Annotated in this window: 14 protein-coding genes and 1 pseudogene; 3 read left to right on the top strand and 12 right to left on the bottom strand. The window is 37.6% G+C overall.

The genetic code is table 11. The features are described 5' to 3' along the window. Positions 1–215: 215 nt before the first annotated feature. From AAG186_RS00840 to AAG186_RS00820, 5 genes are all read right to left on the bottom strand, one after another. A complete protein-coding gene (locus AAG186_RS00840) occupies positions 216–626 on the bottom strand; it encodes a helix-turn-helix transcriptional regulator (protein ID WP_342621827.1) in 411 nt (136 codons plus the stop codon). Positions 627–690: 64 nt separating this feature from the next. Continuing rightward, positions 691–1254 (bottom strand): chromate transporter, encoded by a 564-nt coding sequence (locus AAG186_RS00835; protein ID WP_342621826.1) that lies wholly within the window; start codon positions 1252–1254, stop codon positions 691–693. Then, positions 1251–1811: a chromate transporter gene (locus tag AAG186_RS00830; RefSeq protein ID WP_342621825.1), complete on the bottom strand. Its 561-nt coding sequence runs from the start codon at positions 1809–1811 to the stop codon at positions 1251–1253. The genes AAG186_RS00835 and AAG186_RS00830 overlap by 4 nt, the downstream gene beginning before the upstream one ends. Before the next feature lie 88 nt (positions 1812–1899). Beyond that, the gene (locus AAG186_RS00825; protein ID WP_342621824.1) at positions 1900–3003 is read right to left on the bottom strand and encodes a glycosyltransferase; all 1104 of its coding nucleotides are present in this window, start codon (positions 3001–3003) and stop codon (positions 1900–1902) included. Positions 3004–3072: 69 nt separating this feature from the next. Next, a complete protein-coding gene (locus AAG186_RS00820; RefSeq protein WP_161637166.1) occupies positions 3073–3618 on the bottom strand; it encodes an NAD(P)H-dependent oxidoreductase in 546 nt (181 codons plus the stop codon). A gap of 162 nt (positions 3619–3780) precedes the next feature. Here AAG186_RS00820 and AAG186_RS00815 point away from each other — a divergent pair, with 162 nt between their 5' ends. Continuing rightward, on the top strand, positions 3781–5178 hold the full coding sequence (locus tag AAG186_RS00815; RefSeq protein WP_161637168.1) for an MATE family efflux transporter: 1398 nt from the start codon (positions 3781–3783) through the stop codon (positions 5176–5178). A gap of 81 nt (positions 5179–5259) precedes the next feature. Here AAG186_RS00815 and AAG186_RS00810 read toward each other — a convergent pair. From AAG186_RS00810 to AAG186_RS00800, 3 genes and pseudogenes are all read right to left on the bottom strand, one after another. Next, positions 5260–6411 (bottom strand): annotated as a pseudogene (locus AAG186_RS00810) (IS3-like element ISErh1 family transposase). Positions 6412–6530: 119 nt separating this feature from the next. Continuing rightward, positions 6531–8135: a hypothetical protein gene (locus AAG186_RS00805; RefSeq protein WP_342621822.1), complete on the bottom strand. Its 1605-nt coding sequence runs from the start codon at positions 8133–8135 to the stop codon at positions 6531–6533. A gap of 78 nt (positions 8136–8213) precedes the next feature. Further along, positions 8214–8894 carry a DsbA family oxidoreductase gene (locus AAG186_RS00800; RefSeq protein ID WP_125164885.1) on the bottom strand — a complete coding sequence of 227 codons (681 nt, stop codon included), beginning with the start codon at positions 8892–8894 and terminating at the stop codon, positions 8214–8216. A 91-nt stretch (positions 8895–8985) separates the two neighbouring features. On the opposite strand from AAG186_RS00800, the gene nfsA reads away from it, so the two are divergent. Then, positions 8986–9735, top strand: a complete 750-nt coding sequence (nfsA, locus tag AAG186_RS00795) for an oxygen-insensitive NADPH nitroreductase (RefSeq protein ID WP_161637172.1) — start codon at positions 8986–8988, stop codon at positions 9733–9735. A gap of 34 nt (positions 9736–9769) precedes the next feature. On the opposite strand, the gene AAG186_RS00790 is transcribed toward nfsA, so the two are convergent. After that, positions 9770–11047, bottom strand: a complete 1278-nt coding sequence (locus AAG186_RS00790; protein WP_342621820.1) for a D-alanyl-D-alanine carboxypeptidase family protein — start codon at positions 11045–11047, stop codon at positions 9770–9772. 228 nt (positions 11048–11275) lie between these two features. Between AAG186_RS00790 and AAG186_RS00785 the strand changes: the two genes are divergently transcribed. Further along, positions 11276–14401, top strand: coding sequence for a polysaccharide lyase family 8 super-sandwich domain-containing protein (locus AAG186_RS00785; RefSeq protein WP_342621819.1), 3126 nt, complete (start codon positions 11276–11278; stop codon positions 14399–14401). Positions 14402–14510: 109 nt separating this feature from the next. Here AAG186_RS00785 and AAG186_RS00780 read toward each other — a convergent pair whose 3' ends face one another. The 3 genes from AAG186_RS00780 to AAG186_RS00770 are packed head-to-tail and all read right to left on the bottom strand — an operon-like array spanning position 14511 to position 16888. Then, entirely contained in the window at positions 14511–15338 is an 828-nt protein-coding gene (locus AAG186_RS00780) for a lysophospholipase (RefSeq protein WP_342621818.1), read from the bottom strand. A gap of 4 nt (positions 15339–15342) precedes the next feature. Continuing rightward, positions 15343–16110 carry an inositol monophosphatase family protein gene (locus AAG186_RS00775; RefSeq protein WP_161637179.1) on the bottom strand — a complete coding sequence of 256 codons (768 nt, stop codon included), beginning with the start codon at positions 16108–16110 and terminating at the stop codon, positions 15343–15345. A 10-nt stretch (positions 16111–16120) separates the two neighbouring features. Further along, positions 16121–16888, bottom strand: a complete 768-nt coding sequence (locus AAG186_RS00770) for an inositol monophosphatase family protein (protein WP_161637181.1) — start codon at positions 16886–16888, stop codon at positions 16121–16123. Between the last annotated feature and the right edge of the window lie 26 nt (positions 16889–16914).

The following is a 16914-nucleotide window of genomic DNA, read 5'->3' as shown; positions in this document are numbered from 1 at the left end:
TTGTGAGTTCACGGACTCACGCTAAGCATATTGTAATCAATTTTATTGGGTGTTGTAGGACATTTATAACGACTTTTTATGTATAAACGGTTGCACTTTTAGGGAAACTTTTTATTGAAATGGCAAGATATCAAAGCCTTCGTCCCAAATTACGCAGACATTCATAAAAACCGTGCAATTTTGTATTAAAAATAAAAAAAATGATTGAAATCCAATCATTTTTTATTTTTGAGAAAATTCATACCATATTCGATTGATTCACAGACTTCTTTGGTAAAGGCAGCCACAAAAATGCAACCCATATAAATAAAAATCAACCCCGTAAAATCGTCTAGAAAAAATACAGCGAGCATCATTATTATTTGTGCTCCGATAAACAACACTTCTTCAAATCGTTCTTTATTGATCATCAACACGTGATTATCTTCGGTCTCAGACTTCAATAAGTCATCCACACGCACACCATAATACTTCGCAATTTGAAGCAGCATATTCGCATCGGGGTAACGTTTCCCTTGTTCCCAATTTGAGACAGCTTGACGTGAAACGTTTAAGGCCTTCGCAACCGTATCTTGTGTAAGCGATCGTTTTTCTCGTAATCGTTTTAAATTATCATTAAGTTTCATAAAGCCTCCTCTAACTCACATTCTAAAGTAGCTTCACCGAATCGTAAAGACACATTTTGTTGCATCAAAGTTTTTCAAGGACCATAACACCAATTCCCAAAAGTCCCGTCAAAACAATAATCTTCGTAGGATCTAACTTAAATTTTCGTAAACCAAGGGTTGCGAATACAAATAGAATACCGTTTGAAACATCAAAATGACTTATATCGCGGACACCTTCACCAAAAAACGCAGTAATAAGGATTGTAAGCCCCGCTGAAGCAATTAAAGCCACCACGGTAGGTCTTAGTCCATCCAAAACATTTTGAATGATGGTGATATCACTAAACTTGTAATAGATTGTTGCAAGAAGAAGGACAATTACAATTGAAGGAAAAACATTACCTAAGGTGGCCGCAACGGCACCTGGAATCCCTGCTACCCTTAATCCAACAAACGTAGCTGCATTCAACGCAATGGGTCCAGGGGTCATTTGCGATATTGTAATTAAATCCGTAAACTCGGTCATCGTAAGCCAACCATGACCGACGACCACTTGACTTTGAATGGGTGCAAGCGCTGCATAACCACCGCCAAAACTTACCAAACCAATTTGCATAAAAGAAATAAAAAGTTCCCAAAGAATCATTGTGAAACCTCTATCTTTCCACCACGAGACAATGCCCCAACAATCCCTGCCGCAAGGATAATATAAAGGACATTAATCTTAAGGAAATATGCAGCAATAAATGACGTAACCATTATCACGATTGGTAAGGTTCGTTTAAGATTAAATACCTGCCGTGCCATCGTCATAACCACATCCACAATCACTGCCGCAACGCCCGCTTGCATCCCATGAAGTGCTGCATTCACAAACACATTGGATTTAAACTCCGCATAAAATTGAGAAATTATTGTGAGGAGAAATAAAGGTGGTAAAATGGTGCCGAGAATGGAAAATATCGCGCCTATAACCCCATCAACTTTATATCCAACTAAAATGGATGCATTCACCGCTAAAGATCCTGGAGAGGATTGCGCAAGTGCCATCAAATCCATCATTTCATCCTCATCAATCCAGCCTAATTCTTCCACAAATTTCGTTCGCATTAATGGGATGATGACATAACCACCTCCAAACGTAAATGCACTTAAGTGAAACGATGATTTAAACAATTTCCAATATACCTCTGATTTTTTCATAATCCACGACCTTCCACTGTTTACTATTCTATCGCGTATCTTTTCAAGATTGCAAATGCGAAAAAAAAGAGCGTAACTCACGCTCTAATTATTTAACTAAATTTTCATAGATATCTTCCAGTTTTTGAACATTTATCCGCTCGTCAAATCCTTTTTCAATTAATTGTTCCCGAGTACTTCGACGCTCATAGTCTAGATGTCCCACAATATAATCAGCCCACTCATGGGGATTATCTATGGGTAGAAAATGAAAATGATCTGTGAGAGCACTTTGACGATCAATTGTATCGGATGCAAAGCATAAGAGTCCTGCCGCTTGAGCCTCTACCAGCACATATGGCAACCCTTCAAAAACGGAAGGGAGCAAAAAGACATCGAGAACTTGTAAAACATCCGGAATATCATCCCTTAATCCAAGAAACTTAACATGATCTTCAATTCCAAAATTTTTCACTTGCAATTTCACATCGTCAAACAACTCCCCTTCGCCTGCTAGTGCTAAGATTGCATTGGGTTTTGTTTTCACGACTTCATTAAACACTTCAATCAGAAATTTATGATTTTTTTGGAAGTTAAAACGACCGATATGACCAAATACCAATTGGTCATCCACATTCAATGCTTTACGTAATCGTTTTCGTTTCGTTTCATTATACTCGTATTGTTCAAGATCAATTCCGTTATTCATAATTGTATATTCTAAATTAGGGTAGAGAAAATCGCCTGCTTCTTTTGAACACGCTAAAAGCACATCCGCATAATCAGGAATCTTCTTCATCAATTGATCCTTATATTTGATTAATAGAACATTGTCAACAAAATGACGACTCCCATGGGAATGTGAAATCATATAGGGAATTCCAATCTTACGAGCAGCTTGGAATATGAGTGGATTCAGTGCGTTCATATGACTGTGAATAATATCATATTGCTCTTTTTCTAACATTTTTAGAATTGTTTTACGTGAAGGATGTTTCCCAAAAAAATCATGGGGGGTTAATGGAATTCTAAAAATTTTACCCCCATGCGTAATGACTTCCTTATCGTAATAACCTTCCTTGCATCCAAAAACAAGAAAATCAATATGAACTTTTTTTGGATCAATATTTCGAAATACACTCATCATATATGCTTCAGTACCCGCTTTTTCAAGCGTTCCACCGTGGGCAAATAATACTTTAATTGGTTTCATAGACACCTCGAAAATAATCGTATCATTTAAAAATTACGATTGCAATGACCACAAAATACCACTTGACTGTTATTGCTTGACTTGATTGTAATATTCTATAAATTGATTCATGACCCCATCGATAAAGGTTACAGTCCCTTCATCAATTAACATCCCGGATTCATCAAATTTTGTATGTACAGCACCAATCAAGATATCATTGCCCGGTAGAAGCCACATAGGCATTGTATCAAGCACTGTATAGAGGTTTAGATAACCTCGTGCCCCAGCCGTTTGTCCCATCGAACAAGAAGCAATTAAACCCGGTTTATTCTTAAGTCCTGGTTGCGTACGGCTTGCCCAGTCAATAGCATTTTTTAATACACCTGATAATCCATGATTATATTCTGGCGTAATCATAAACACTGCATCCGCATCATGAATTTTTTGATTCATAACTTTTACCTTTTCAGGTGTATCCGTTGGATTATCCAAATCACCATTATAGTTTGGAACATCGATATCTAGTATTTCAATTTCCATCTGATCTGCATATCGTTTTTGTATATGTTTTCCCAACATCATATTGTAAGAACCTTTACGTAAACTTCCAACCATCATCACAATTTTTATCATAGCATGTGCTCCTTTTTATTTATAGTATACGTGATTTTAAGGGTTCGTATTTGAAATCTGTATTAAATGTTAAATTAATGTGACGAAATGGTGTTTTTTAATTGATATTATCTTGCTCTTTCTATATGATAGTCTTAGCGTTTTTAGAAGGAGGTCGAATCGATGAATCTAAAGCGATTTGTAGGCGATAAAGACTTTTATAAAAAGGCTTTATTTATTGCAATTCCGTTAATGCTCCAACAGCTTATCAGTACATCCGTAAACTTACTGGATAACTTGATGATCGGTCAGCTCGGGGACCATGCATTATCGGGTGTTGCCACCGTAAATCGTTACTTTATTATCGCTGTATTTGGAACAAATGGCGTGATTGCTGCATCAGCTGTATTTATGGCTCAATTCTTCGGAGCAAGAGACGAAGATCATATGAAGCAAACATTCCGTTTTTCAATTCTAACATCAATGTTGATAATGAGTACATTCGTCATCCTCGCATTACTTTTTCCAGGAAATATTATCCGGTTCTTTGTAAAGGATCCAAAAGTAATTGAGCAAGGTATGAGATATATTTACGTATGTGCGTTGGCGTTTATTCCCAACCTATTTACATTGGCCATAGCGGGCTCAATGAGAGCAACTGGAGATTCAAAAACTCCTCTTGTTGCAAGTGTTATTTCAATGATTACAAACTTTTGTTTTAATTATTGTTTGATTTATGGTAACTTCGGTGCACCACGTCTTGGTGTACTAGGTGGTGCAATTGGAACGTTTATTGCACGATGTGTTGAATTAACATTTATCAGTTATTTCCTTGTTACGGGAAATTATGCGTTTAAGACACGCATTCGTGATATGTTTGATATCTCTAAAACACTCGTAAAACGAATTACCGCCAAAGCCTTTCCCCTTGCTTTAAATGAAGTATTGTGGGCATCAGGAATGGCATTATTACTTCGTTTCTATGCAACCCGTGGAGCGGAAGTTATTTCTGGTTACTCGATTGCGACTACGGTTTCGGATATGTTCTTCACCATGAATGCCGGTATGTCTGTCGCCATTACCATTCTTGTTTCTCAACCACTTGGAGCTAATAAACTCGACGAAGCGCGCGAAAACGGGTATCGCCTTATTGGATTTGGTGTATTACTCAGTGCAGTCTTTGGCACCCTGCTTTTAGGTTCCACGTTCCTTATACCGAAAATTTATTCAGTATCGGCTGAAGCGATGTGGACCGCTCAAACATTCTTGAGAATTCAAGCACCATTATTTAGTATCTATGTGATTAATACAACATGTTACTTTATTCTTCGTGCTGGTGGTGATACACGTTCTACATTACTTCTGGACTCAGGGTATATGTGGTGTGTGAATTTGGTTGCGGTGGGCATTGCAACCTACACAACAGACTTAAGCATTCTTTGGCTTTATATTGTAGGGCAATCTACAGATATCTTAAAAATGATGCTTGCATTACGATTTGTGAATAAAGAAAAATGGATCGTAAATCTTGCGGAAGAAGAAAAGCAAGAAGAAGCATTTGTTTTAGAGTTTGAATCTTAATCGATCAATTGAAACGAAGAAAAACACCATCATAGTGAAAGGGAACTGACCTAGTTCCGTGGGACTAAAGAAAAAACCAAGTTAGGATGAAGTTAACCGATAATTTACGGGAGATTGATATCCTAGCTTTTCTTGTATTCGATTTTCATTGTAATATTTTAAATAGTTTATCACAGTTTGTGATACAATTTCAGTAGAACCCTTTAGTTCTGGGTTTAATTCGAATGTTTCACACTTTAGCGAGGCATGAAACGATTCGATAGGAGCATTATCAGCGGGTGTACCCTTACGGGACATACTCATGGTAATGCTTTTATTTTTACTTTGAGTTGATACTCTTTTGATGTATAGACACTCCCTTGATCAGAATGAAGAATACATGGCTGAACGATATCCGGAAGTTGATTTAATGTATCAACCACACATTCTAGGTTTTGTCTGTCACTCAATGTAGACGCAATAATCTCACCATTATATAAATCCATGATCGTAGATAAATAGAGCATCTTATGGCCATAAGGGATGTAAGTGATATCTGTCACCAATTTCTCTAGAGGACGTAGTGATTTAAAGTCGCGATTAATGATATTGGGCATAATGATCTTCGGATTTTTGTTTTTTCGATACCTTTTGACCTTAACACGGCATTGACATTGGTGTTTCTCATTATCTTTTGAACAGTATTCTTATTGATAATTCTTTCTTTTCGAATTAATGCAGTTATTTTTCGATATCCATAACGAAATTTATTTTCTTTACAAAGTTCAATTACTAATGCTTCATTGACAGAATAATTATTAGAATCTAGTTGCTCTTTTTTAGTCCAACGGTAATACGTTGACTTAGGTACCCCAAAAAGATTCAAGATATCTTTAATTGATACAGTGTTGCGATACTCTTCAACGAGCTTGATGATTATTTCAGGAACCACATCCTCTCTCTTTCCAAATACTTTTTTAATAGTTCAATTTGTTGCTCCAAAGATTTAATTCTAAGTCTTTGTGTTTCTTCGACCGTGTCTCCTTCAGGCCCTTTTCCAAAAGTATATTGCTTGCCTACCGGTTGAGAAAATCGGTAGTGTTCACCATTTCGATACCATCTCCACCATGTTTTGACTTGAGTTACATTTTTTATTCCTAGTTCAGTCTGAATAAACTTGCTTGAGTATCCTGCCAACTTCATTTCTATAACTTTCATCTTTGTCTCATAGCTATGCATAGTTCGTGTTCCCATATAAAAACCTCCTATATTGAACTATTTTACAATAATTCTCATACAAGAGGTTTTTTTCTTTAGTCCCACGGAACTAGGTCAGTTCCTAGGTCAGTTCCTTCCAAATGATGGTGTTTTTTTTAATGATCTGGTTTTTCTTTTGCTAATTCAAAGGACACAATTTTAGAACCATTGATTGTTATGATTACATGAGTGCCTTTAGTCAAGAATGCAAGTTCATCATTTAGAATAAGATTTGCTTGATAAATGGCTTCATCCCCTTCAAGACGAATGAGGTAATGCGTATTGCCATCAATGATAACTTGTTTAACATCTGAAACGACCCCGGTTTTCTCCACAATTTCTTCTGGAACAATACCTACTTGATTTCCCATAACATTGAGATAATTCTTCTCAGATAGTTGATAGGTGTCGCCTACGGCTGACTTGGTGTAATCTTGGTAATTAACCATTGAGAAACCACGAACTACACTCGATGTATCTTTGAGAGACATCACATATGTAGGGAATCCTCCAACGTTTTGTAGAATTGGTGTTGTTGGTGTATATCCTTTTTCTTGGATCGAACCAACTGAAGTCATTTCAGCCGCTGTAATAGAAACCCCTGGTAAATCCATTTGAAGCGTCTCTCCAGTTCGCTTATTCATAAATAAGAGCCCTGTTGTTGAACTTGAATCTAATTTTATGGGACGTATTCCAGTAAAGATATAGATCTCATCGTCGATACTTACATAGTTATAAGAACCTTCTTGCTGGTCTACAGCCATCACACCTTGTTGTTGCATGAAAGAGTTAAAATAACCTCCCTTTAAAGTGAAATGATCTTTCGCATGCGATAACATCATATCCGTTGGATAAACGGAATCCACCCACTCTGGGATTTCACTGAGTTCATAACGTGCAGTTTCTCCAGTGACCGCATCCACAACAATCACAGCATCCATGTCTTTAGCGCCCCAAATCCCAACACGTTTTGTAATCGATTGAACAATCCAATAGGGATGTCCTGCATCGTCAATTTCAAAGTTCCAATCATCAAGATAACTAAATTTATGGTGTAAAGCCACATGACGACGTAGATCATATTGTAATGGTGCACCTGGGTAATATTTAATGGGTGCGGGTAACGTTACAATCTCTGATTTCGCATTCATATTTCCGTCCCCTGTAGTTACAAGAACATAGTAGGGCACACCACTTGAGAAGTTCGTATATTTTTTAAAAGTATCCGCATAAACAAACGGTGCAACACGCGCCATTTTGCCTTGATAATTTATTTGGGTAAATTCATTGGTATTAATATCAAAACGCGATGATACCTCACTGAGTTCTCCCATTTTTTTCTCTGCCGATAACAACGCTGAGTCCTTATCTACATAAGAAACTTCAATATTATGATTTTCACCATAGAGATCTTTAAACTCTACTGGTTTTACTTGACCCAATACATTTGCATAACGTTTCGCATTAATCATACGTGATGATGTCACACTACCCACTAAGAAAACAATGGCAAAGATCCCTACGATGATGCCGAAGGTATTAAAGAACTTTTTATAGTTTTCACGGTCGATAAACAGTATTCCAGCAATCACTAAGATAAATGTACTTAAATAGAGCATCGAGCCGATATCCATGTAGTGATATGTATTTCCAAACCAGATATCAAGTAGGATAAATACAATCACAACGATACCGATTTGTATTGATTTGCGTTTATTCATAGTAGAACCTCCATCTCCTTATATCTTAACGATTTCTCACACGCAGTGCAAATAAAAAAGCTAGATAACCTAGCTTTTTTATTCAACAGTACAAACCCCATCAGTACACATCATTGCATCATTTTTTTGAGCATTAAGCGTCTCAACATGTTGGAGCGCTGACTTAAATGTTTCAATAGGTTGAGCTCCTGATAAGGATACTTGGTCATCAATTACAAAGTGTGGAACACCTCGAGCACCAATCATCTGTGCCCATTGCTCGTCTTGACGAACACTTAATCCGTACTCATCAGATTCAAATGCATGTTTGATGCCTTCTGCATCAAGTCCAACTGAGACACCAAGTTCAATTAAGGCCTCAAGATCGTTTAAGTAAACACCTTTTGAAAAATAAGCATCCATTAACTTTTCACTGTATTCATTTCCTAAACCTTTAAACTTTGCATACTGAAATACTTTATGTGCTTTAAATGTATTAGTATATTTCATCGCATCAAAATCATAGTTTAATCCAACTGTCTGAGCCATGGACCCTACACGTTCGTTATTCAATCGTGCTTCATCAACGGATATGTTATATTTTTGAGCCAACATTTCATGAATGTTTAAATCCGGTTGATCAACATAGTTTTGATCTAATTCAAAACTCATAAACTCTACTTCAATTTCTTTATCTAATTGCTTTATTGCTTCTTCCAAATGTCTTTTTCCCACATAGCAAAATGGGCAGACAAAATCGGACCATACTTGTACTTTCATCACATTCACCTCTAGATACATATTGTATCGACTAAGCGATTTGAGCGCCATCAATATGCCCCCCATGGTATAATATGACCAAGGAGGAATTATGAATAGTACAATTAAACAACAACTCAACCATCGTACCATTCGTCAATTTACGGATGAACCCATTTCTCAAGAAATTATTGATACGTTGGTTTCCGTCGCTCAAGCGACATCCACAAGTAATTACATGCAATCTTATTCAATTATTAGCGTAACGGATAAAGCAAAGAAGAAAGCAATCGCAACCATAGGCGCACAACCTTATATCGAAAACGTTGGTCACTTATTTATTTTTGTGATTGATCAACATCGTAATGGGAAAATTGCACACGAAGGAAATATCGACGACATCGAAGTCCTTGAAACATTTGATCGTATGATGATTGGATATACCGATGCGATTCTCGCTGCACAAAACACAATGGTAGCTATTGAGAGCCTAGGCATGGGTGGGGTATTTTTAGGAAGTATTCTCAATGATGCTCAAGCAATCATCGACTTATTAGAGTTGCCTGAATATGTTTTCCCTGTACTGGGACTTGGTTTTGGTTATCCGAATCAAAAGCCTCAGCTCAAACCGCGAATGCCACAACAACTCATGCATTTTGAAAATACATATCCTAACATGGATGCAATTACCGATGCGATGCGCGACTATGACGAGACGGTTACAGAATATTATGACTTACGTGATGCAAACAAACGCATCGACTCATTCACAAATCAGATTAAACAAAGCATGAGTCGACGACATCCTGGACGCATGCAGTTAAAAGATACGATGCATAAACAAAAGCTCGGTCTAAAATAAAAAAAGTCTATCACTTAAATGTGATAGGCTTTTTTTATTGATTTAAATATTCATCAAGCGTTAAACCACTGTTATAGATTTCAGTCGCAGCATTGCTACCAACATAGCGCAAATGCCATGCTTCGGGTTGATATCCTGTTATATGTTCTTTGCCCGCTTGATAACGAACAATAAAACCAAAGCGATGAGCATTGCGATTCACCCATGTGGATTGTTCGGTCTCAGAAAAAGCAAACATATTCCCACCTGGTGTCACCACATCAATAACGAGCCCCGTTTGATGTTCCGAATGTCCCGGTCTTGCCGACATTAAATCCGCTTGAACTTGGCCGTGAGATGCAACGTAATTGGTATACAGTTCTTCTTGGAAGTCATAACCTCGGTAGGATGAAGTAGCAAGCAACCACAAACCCGTTTCATCATAAAGAGCATCTACCATCTTAACAAATGATGAAACCGTATTAGGGGTTGCCTCATAACCCTCGCTGACAGCATAATCCGCAGGAATATAACTGAGGTTTGGATAAAAATCCCGTGATAATGATCGATGCTTATTTACCAAAACAAGTTCTGAATGAGAATCCACCACTGCAGATGTTCCACTATCATAATCCGTAGGATTTTCAACATCATGTGGTTTCCCTTCCTCCACATCATTAGCATGCTCTTTCAACACATGAACGGTCAATTTACGTTCAACTTGGTTTGTCTTATCATCGACACTATAGATCATGTCATAGGTTCCGGGTTCATCATAATCAATCGAGCCTTTCACATTTACCTTTAAAGATTCGCTTAACGATCCAAAAGCATAATCCTTTGCGACTGCAGTAATCTTTGATGATCCTATCGAAATTGATTGTTCGTCCCCCTTAATCGTAGTTCCATCATGTGTAATAATAATTTCGGGAGCTTTCGTATCTTCAGTTTTAATCTTCAAAAGGACGTCACGTTTCGGATTTTCTTTTAAATAGACACGCAATTTTAGATTTTCTTCTACTAAAATACCTTTGGGCTGTAATTCAAGCTTTCGCCTTTGAATTATCGCATCATTATGGTCTTGAATGGATAATTCCCCTTTATCCGAAACCACAACCATTTCATACTCAGATGTCTTCGGATCCACGATAATCTTATCGTGGACAACCGATAAAGCTACATCACTATCTGCTTCAACCACGAATTCATTGCCATCAACGATGCGAATCGCAGCACCAGACATCATGTATGCCATTACTGCTAAACCCAAAACGGTAACCACAAGCGCTGCGCCCATCACCCCATATTTATGTTTTTGAATCCATTTAATCATACACAATCTCCTTGCCTCACTCTTGACTTTAATTATCTCATTTTCTTTCATCCATATCCACTTCTAACTAAACTTTAGCTTTAGACATTCCTTGATTTAATTAAAAAAAAACGTTAAAAACCCATTTTCACTTTTCAACCAAACACTTATAGAATTCAATGGAGCGATTGACCAACATCACCGTAAAATGTAGAATTCATCTGTAAGCGTATTCAAAAGGAGGATACCATGAAACACACCAAAACATTATTATGTACCGGGCTCGCGCTCGTAATGAGTTCCAATGCATTGTTGATCCATGCAGACGAACCCACATCTTTAATCGAGAAACAACCACTTTTTTTTAATACCGAAAGTAAACCGGTAAACTCAAAAGAAATGGCTCTTACAATTCAAAAAGGACATCGTAAATTTGTTACGCCACTTCTCAGTGATCCAAATAGCCATTATCAATTTGAAACTACTGATGCCGCAATCGCATCGATATCAGAAAATGGTCTTATCCTTGGCCTTAAAAAAGGGAAAACAACCGTAAACATTAAATCAAAAGACACTTCTGAAATCGTTCAAAGCATCTCAATTGATATTACTGAAGATGCGGTTGATTCCCACTTTATAACGATGGAATCACGCTGGCAAGAACGTGCTGTTGGAGATGAATCCATCAACCTCAATGACAAACACATTCAAGATTATATTCAGGTTGTTGATGGAAAAGCAGATGACGCATTCTCAACACTTGACCAAAGTCCAAATCCTGAATTCCCATGGGCTAATGAAGACAACAAAACCGTAGCTGCTCATAACACCCGTCAATTTACAAATCTAAAGTCCATTGCGATTGCATTTGGAACGTACGGAAGTAAATATTATCAAGATGAAGCAACCTTAAACTTTATTTCGACGCAACTTGATTTTCTCATTAACGACCAAATGTATGGAAGTCCATTCACCGTTCCGACTCACGGAAACTGGTGGGATTGGCAAATTGGAATCCCAATGCGCCTTCTTGATATCCTCTCGATTGTAAATGATTATATCGACCAAGAGGACATAACCCGTTATTTAAAAGGAATTGAAGTCTACAATACAAACCTCACCACGCTCCTCAATGGTGCTCCAGCAACAGGTGCAAATAAAACAGATGTTGGTCTAATTTTCTTAGGGGTTGGGATCATGAAGCAAGATGCTTCACTTCTTGATTATGTAAACCAAGAGATGCCGGAAGTTGTTCAATATGTATCATCAGGTGATGGTCTTTACAAAGATGGATCACTTGTACAGCATAAAGATATTGCATACCTTGGTACCTACGGAAATGACCTCGTAAAGGGAATTGGGAAAATCGCATCGATTGTCGCGGACACACCTTGGGCTATGGATCCTGCAACAATGCAAAATATCTATACACTAATTGATGAGGGATACATTCCACTTATGTATAAAGGGAAAATGATGTCAATGGTTAATGGTCGAAGCATTTCTCGCGCTCCTTACATGAGTCCAACCGCACAAGAGTTTGACACAGGAAAAGAAAGTATCGCAAATATTATGTTGATCGCAGATGCAGCACCGGAACCACTAAAATCTACTTACAAACAACACCTCAAAGAGTGGATTATCGCATCAGATCGTTACCACGATTACTTTAGTCGTACTCGTGATTTCGAATCATTAGTTAAAGCCAAACAAATTTTTGAAGATGAATCCATCCAAACCTTGGAATCAACGCAACATGTGAAAATATATGGATCAATGGATCGCGTTGTAAATCGTAACCACGACTATACCGCAGCACTCAGCATGTTCTCAAAACGAATTTCAAACTATGAATCCATAAACAACGAAAACATGCAAGGATGGCATACAGGAAGTGGTATGCTCTATCTGTACACAGATAACGACATTGATCAATATGATGGTACCTACTGGGCAGCAGTCGATAAATATCGTCTTCCAGGAACAACCGTTGATACACGTCCATTAGCTAATAAAGCGCTCCACCGAAAACTATCCAAACAAGCATGGGTTGGTGGTTCATCAACTGGTAAAATAGGAAGTGCAGGAATGTACTACAACACAAATACGTTTAATAATGGTATGGACCTTCGTGCTCAAAAATCATGGTTCTTCTTAGATGATGCAATTGTTGCACTCGGAACAAATATCACAGGAACATCCCCATCATCCATTGAAACAACAATTGAAAATAGAAAAGTTGATGCCGATGCTCAAATCAAGCACAACGAAACATCCATTAGCGCTCCAAAACTAAGCCTTGAAAAAGGGGATACAATTACCCTCAACAACGGCGACAAAGGAACTTTTGGATACTACTTCCCAACAGAAACAGATGTTGAAATCAGTAATACCGTTCACAGTGGAAAATTTGTAGATCAAAACCTAATGTTTGATGACAAAATTGAATACAGCTCAAACTTCTTTAAATTGGGCATCAACCATGGAATAGTCGCAGACAATGATTCTTATGAGTATGTCATGCTTCCAAACAGTTCCGAAACACAAATTCAAGACTTCGCTAAAAATAACACACTCGAAATCCTTGAAAATAACAACTTAATTCAAGCAATCAAAACAGATACAACCTTTGCAATGAACGTGTGGGGTGTTGATGGTGCCAATCTCGAAGGAATTGGTGTTGACCGTTCCGCATCCGTTACTGCACACATTACAAACAACCGTACGTTAACCATTGCAGTGAGTGATCCAAAACATGTAGAGGAAGAAATTCAGGTAACCATTACCCGTCCCTACAAATCTGTAACCAAGATGGATTCAAACATCACTCAAAATGGAAACCAATTCACAATCAATACCAAAGATCTTGAAGGGGCTTCCAGCATTATCGAATTACGCCTTGATACAGAGGCACTTGAAAATGCTGTCGTGTCAGAGATTCGTACGCTCTTTAAAACAATCGATGCTCTTGATTTAGATCTCTATACTGAAGATTCTAGTAATGATCTAGTTGAAACACGATCACGCGTACAAGAAACCGTTGATAATCCCGATCGTACCCTCGAAGATCTCGAAGACGGCCGCAATCAACTTCAAACCTCCTACGATCATCTTGAACTCAAAGAAATCCAAGAAGAACCTGAAACAAAGCCGGAAACAAAGCCTGAAGAAGGAAAACCAGATGTGGAAATAGAGCCAAACATTGATCCTTCAAAACCAACTGAAAAACCAACTGAAAAACCAACTGAAAAACCAGAAAGTAACCGTGAAGAATCCGATACACTTCCTAAAACAGGTATCAATTCAGAAACACGATCCTTTGCAGCGTTTATGATTATTGGACTTGGCTTACTCTTTAAGCGTAAAGACTCTTAATTGCTAAGAAACAAGTAAAACGTAAAAACATCTCAATCTGACATGATGCCAGACTGAGATGTTTTTTTACTTTATCATTTATAAGAAACCGTCATTTTAGAATTACATATTACTTACTCAACTGAAGCAATATCCACTCAACCATAGTATCTAGAATCTCAGGGTACATCGTTTCATTAAGGATTTCATGGTATAGGTCTGGGTAAGCAATAAAACGTTTGTTTTTTGAACCGATGTTTTCATAAAGCCATTCACCTACTTCGATAGGAACAACCTTATCCTTTTCTCCATGACAAATTAAAACAGGATAGCGGTAACGGGATACATTTTTCGCAACAAACTCCGGTGCCTTAATTAAAAATTCACGCATAAATCCTGCAGTTGCTTTATGTAAAACATCCGGATCATTTTTATAAGCACTCACAACCTCGGGTACCGAACAAATGTCATCTTCCACAACATTACGAATGTTTATCTTTTTAAATGATTTACCGACTACATTTAATACTTTACCCATATTTCCTTCAACCGGCGGAAGTGGCGCCACAGCAGGACCTGATAGAATTTGGCCTTTTAGTTCATAGGGATGTGCTATACCATACATCGTCGTAACAAGCCCACCCATACTATGACCTAACATAAATACAGGAACACCGATATTCTCATCTTTAACAAATTTAACCATTTCATTACAATCTGAGATAAACGATAAATACGAATCGATATGTCCTTTAGGGGAGTCGGTACGACCGTGTCCACGTAAATCATAGCGATACACACTTAATCCTGCTTTATTAAAATGCTCTGTAACATGATCATAGCGACCAATATGCTCCGCAAAACCATGGTTAATAATAACAATAGCCTTCGGTTTTTCAACACAATCAGCTGCATAACGCAGCGAAACCTCATCATTAATCTTTAAATAAGATTCCATATTCCTATCTCCTATCTTTGAGTTCCTGAATCACTGTGGGATTTGAAGCACACATAAATTCAAAATTCTTATCTTCAAATATAATCTTATTATCGCATGTATCGTAAGTGAATGCACCACCAACTGCCTCAAGAATGATTGTTGCAGCTGCAATATCCCATACCTTCAAGCGCCGTGAGAGATACACCTGATGACGTCCTGCAGCGACACCACAAATTTCAAGCGACGCTGCTCCCATATAACGTACCGACATAAAATCATCATGCGCCTTAACCGCATCCCCAAACATAACCTCTAAAGTCTTAGTATCCGAATAAACAACGGAATCACGAAGTGTTACGGTTTGAGATAGCATTGGAAGCTTATGATCGTTGAGGTAAGCCCCTTCGCCTGCAATCCCGACATACATTTCATCACGACTCACGTCATAGACAATCCCAAAAACAGGTTTTTGTTCTTCATAATAACCAACAGATATCGCAAAATTACGTTTTTCAAAAATAAAATTTGACGTACCATCAATTGGATCAATGATCCACAAATCATCAAGTCCAGTCGATGCAACCATTTTTTCTTCGGTAATAAAATTTTGGTTTGGATATTTTGCATTAATGCGTTTGGCTAAAAATTGCTCAGTCCCTTTATCGACATTGGTAACAAAATCATTGCGTGCTGATTTCGTATCAATATTTAATTCTTGCTTCATATGTTCGCGAACATAGTCTCCTGCTTCATAAACTAATTGCTTCGCAAATGATAATTTTGATTGCATACATTTCTCCTTATAGTAGTGCTTTTAAACTTTCTTTAATCGTTTGATTGGATGCCGCGATAAATACACGGGGTTCATTATCAAAGTAAAGCGTATCCTCTAAATCCCCAAAGTGGTAAGTACCACCAACACATGTTAAGACAATCACCGCAGCTGCGAAATCCCATACTTTGAGTTTAGGAAAGACATATGATTGCCATCGCCCTGCCGCAATATGACATACTTCTAGAGCTCCCGACCCTAAAAATCGATGCGTAATAAATAGTGGTTTAAGTTCTTGAGGGGTCATTTTAAATAAACCAGGACGGTAGACATCACCGGAAATAATTGAATCTTTTAACTGAATATCTTGGTCGAGCATCGCTAATTTTTGTCCGTTCAGATATGCTCCTTCACCAACAATCCCAACAAACATCTCATCTGCCATGACATCATAAACAATACCAAATACAGGCATTCCTTGATGATAATAACCCACAGAAATACTGAAATTTTGTTTTTGATAGATAAAGTTTGTGGTTCCATCAATCGGATCAATAATCCATAAATGGTCTTTCCCCATCGTTTCCACGGTTTTTTCTTCAGTTAAGAAATTTTGGTTTGAATAAGCTTCCTTGATTCCTGAAACTAAAAAAATCTCTGTTTGTTTATCAACATTCGTTACAAAATCTGATCTTGATGATTTAAGACTAATATCAATCGATTCCTGCATCATCGTTTTAATGCGTTCTCCGGCTTGACGTACAAGTTTTGTCGTAAATTCTGCTTTTTTATTCATTTTAACGCCTCCATCTTATCATTATA

It is taken from the genome of Erysipelothrix sp. P66, from assembly GCF_038682365.1.
GTDB classification, from domain to species: Bacteria; Bacillota_I; Bacilli_A; order Erysipelotrichales; family Erysipelotrichaceae; genus Erysipelothrix; species Erysipelothrix piscisicarius.
This window is presented reverse-complemented; position numbering and strand designations above follow the sequence as displayed.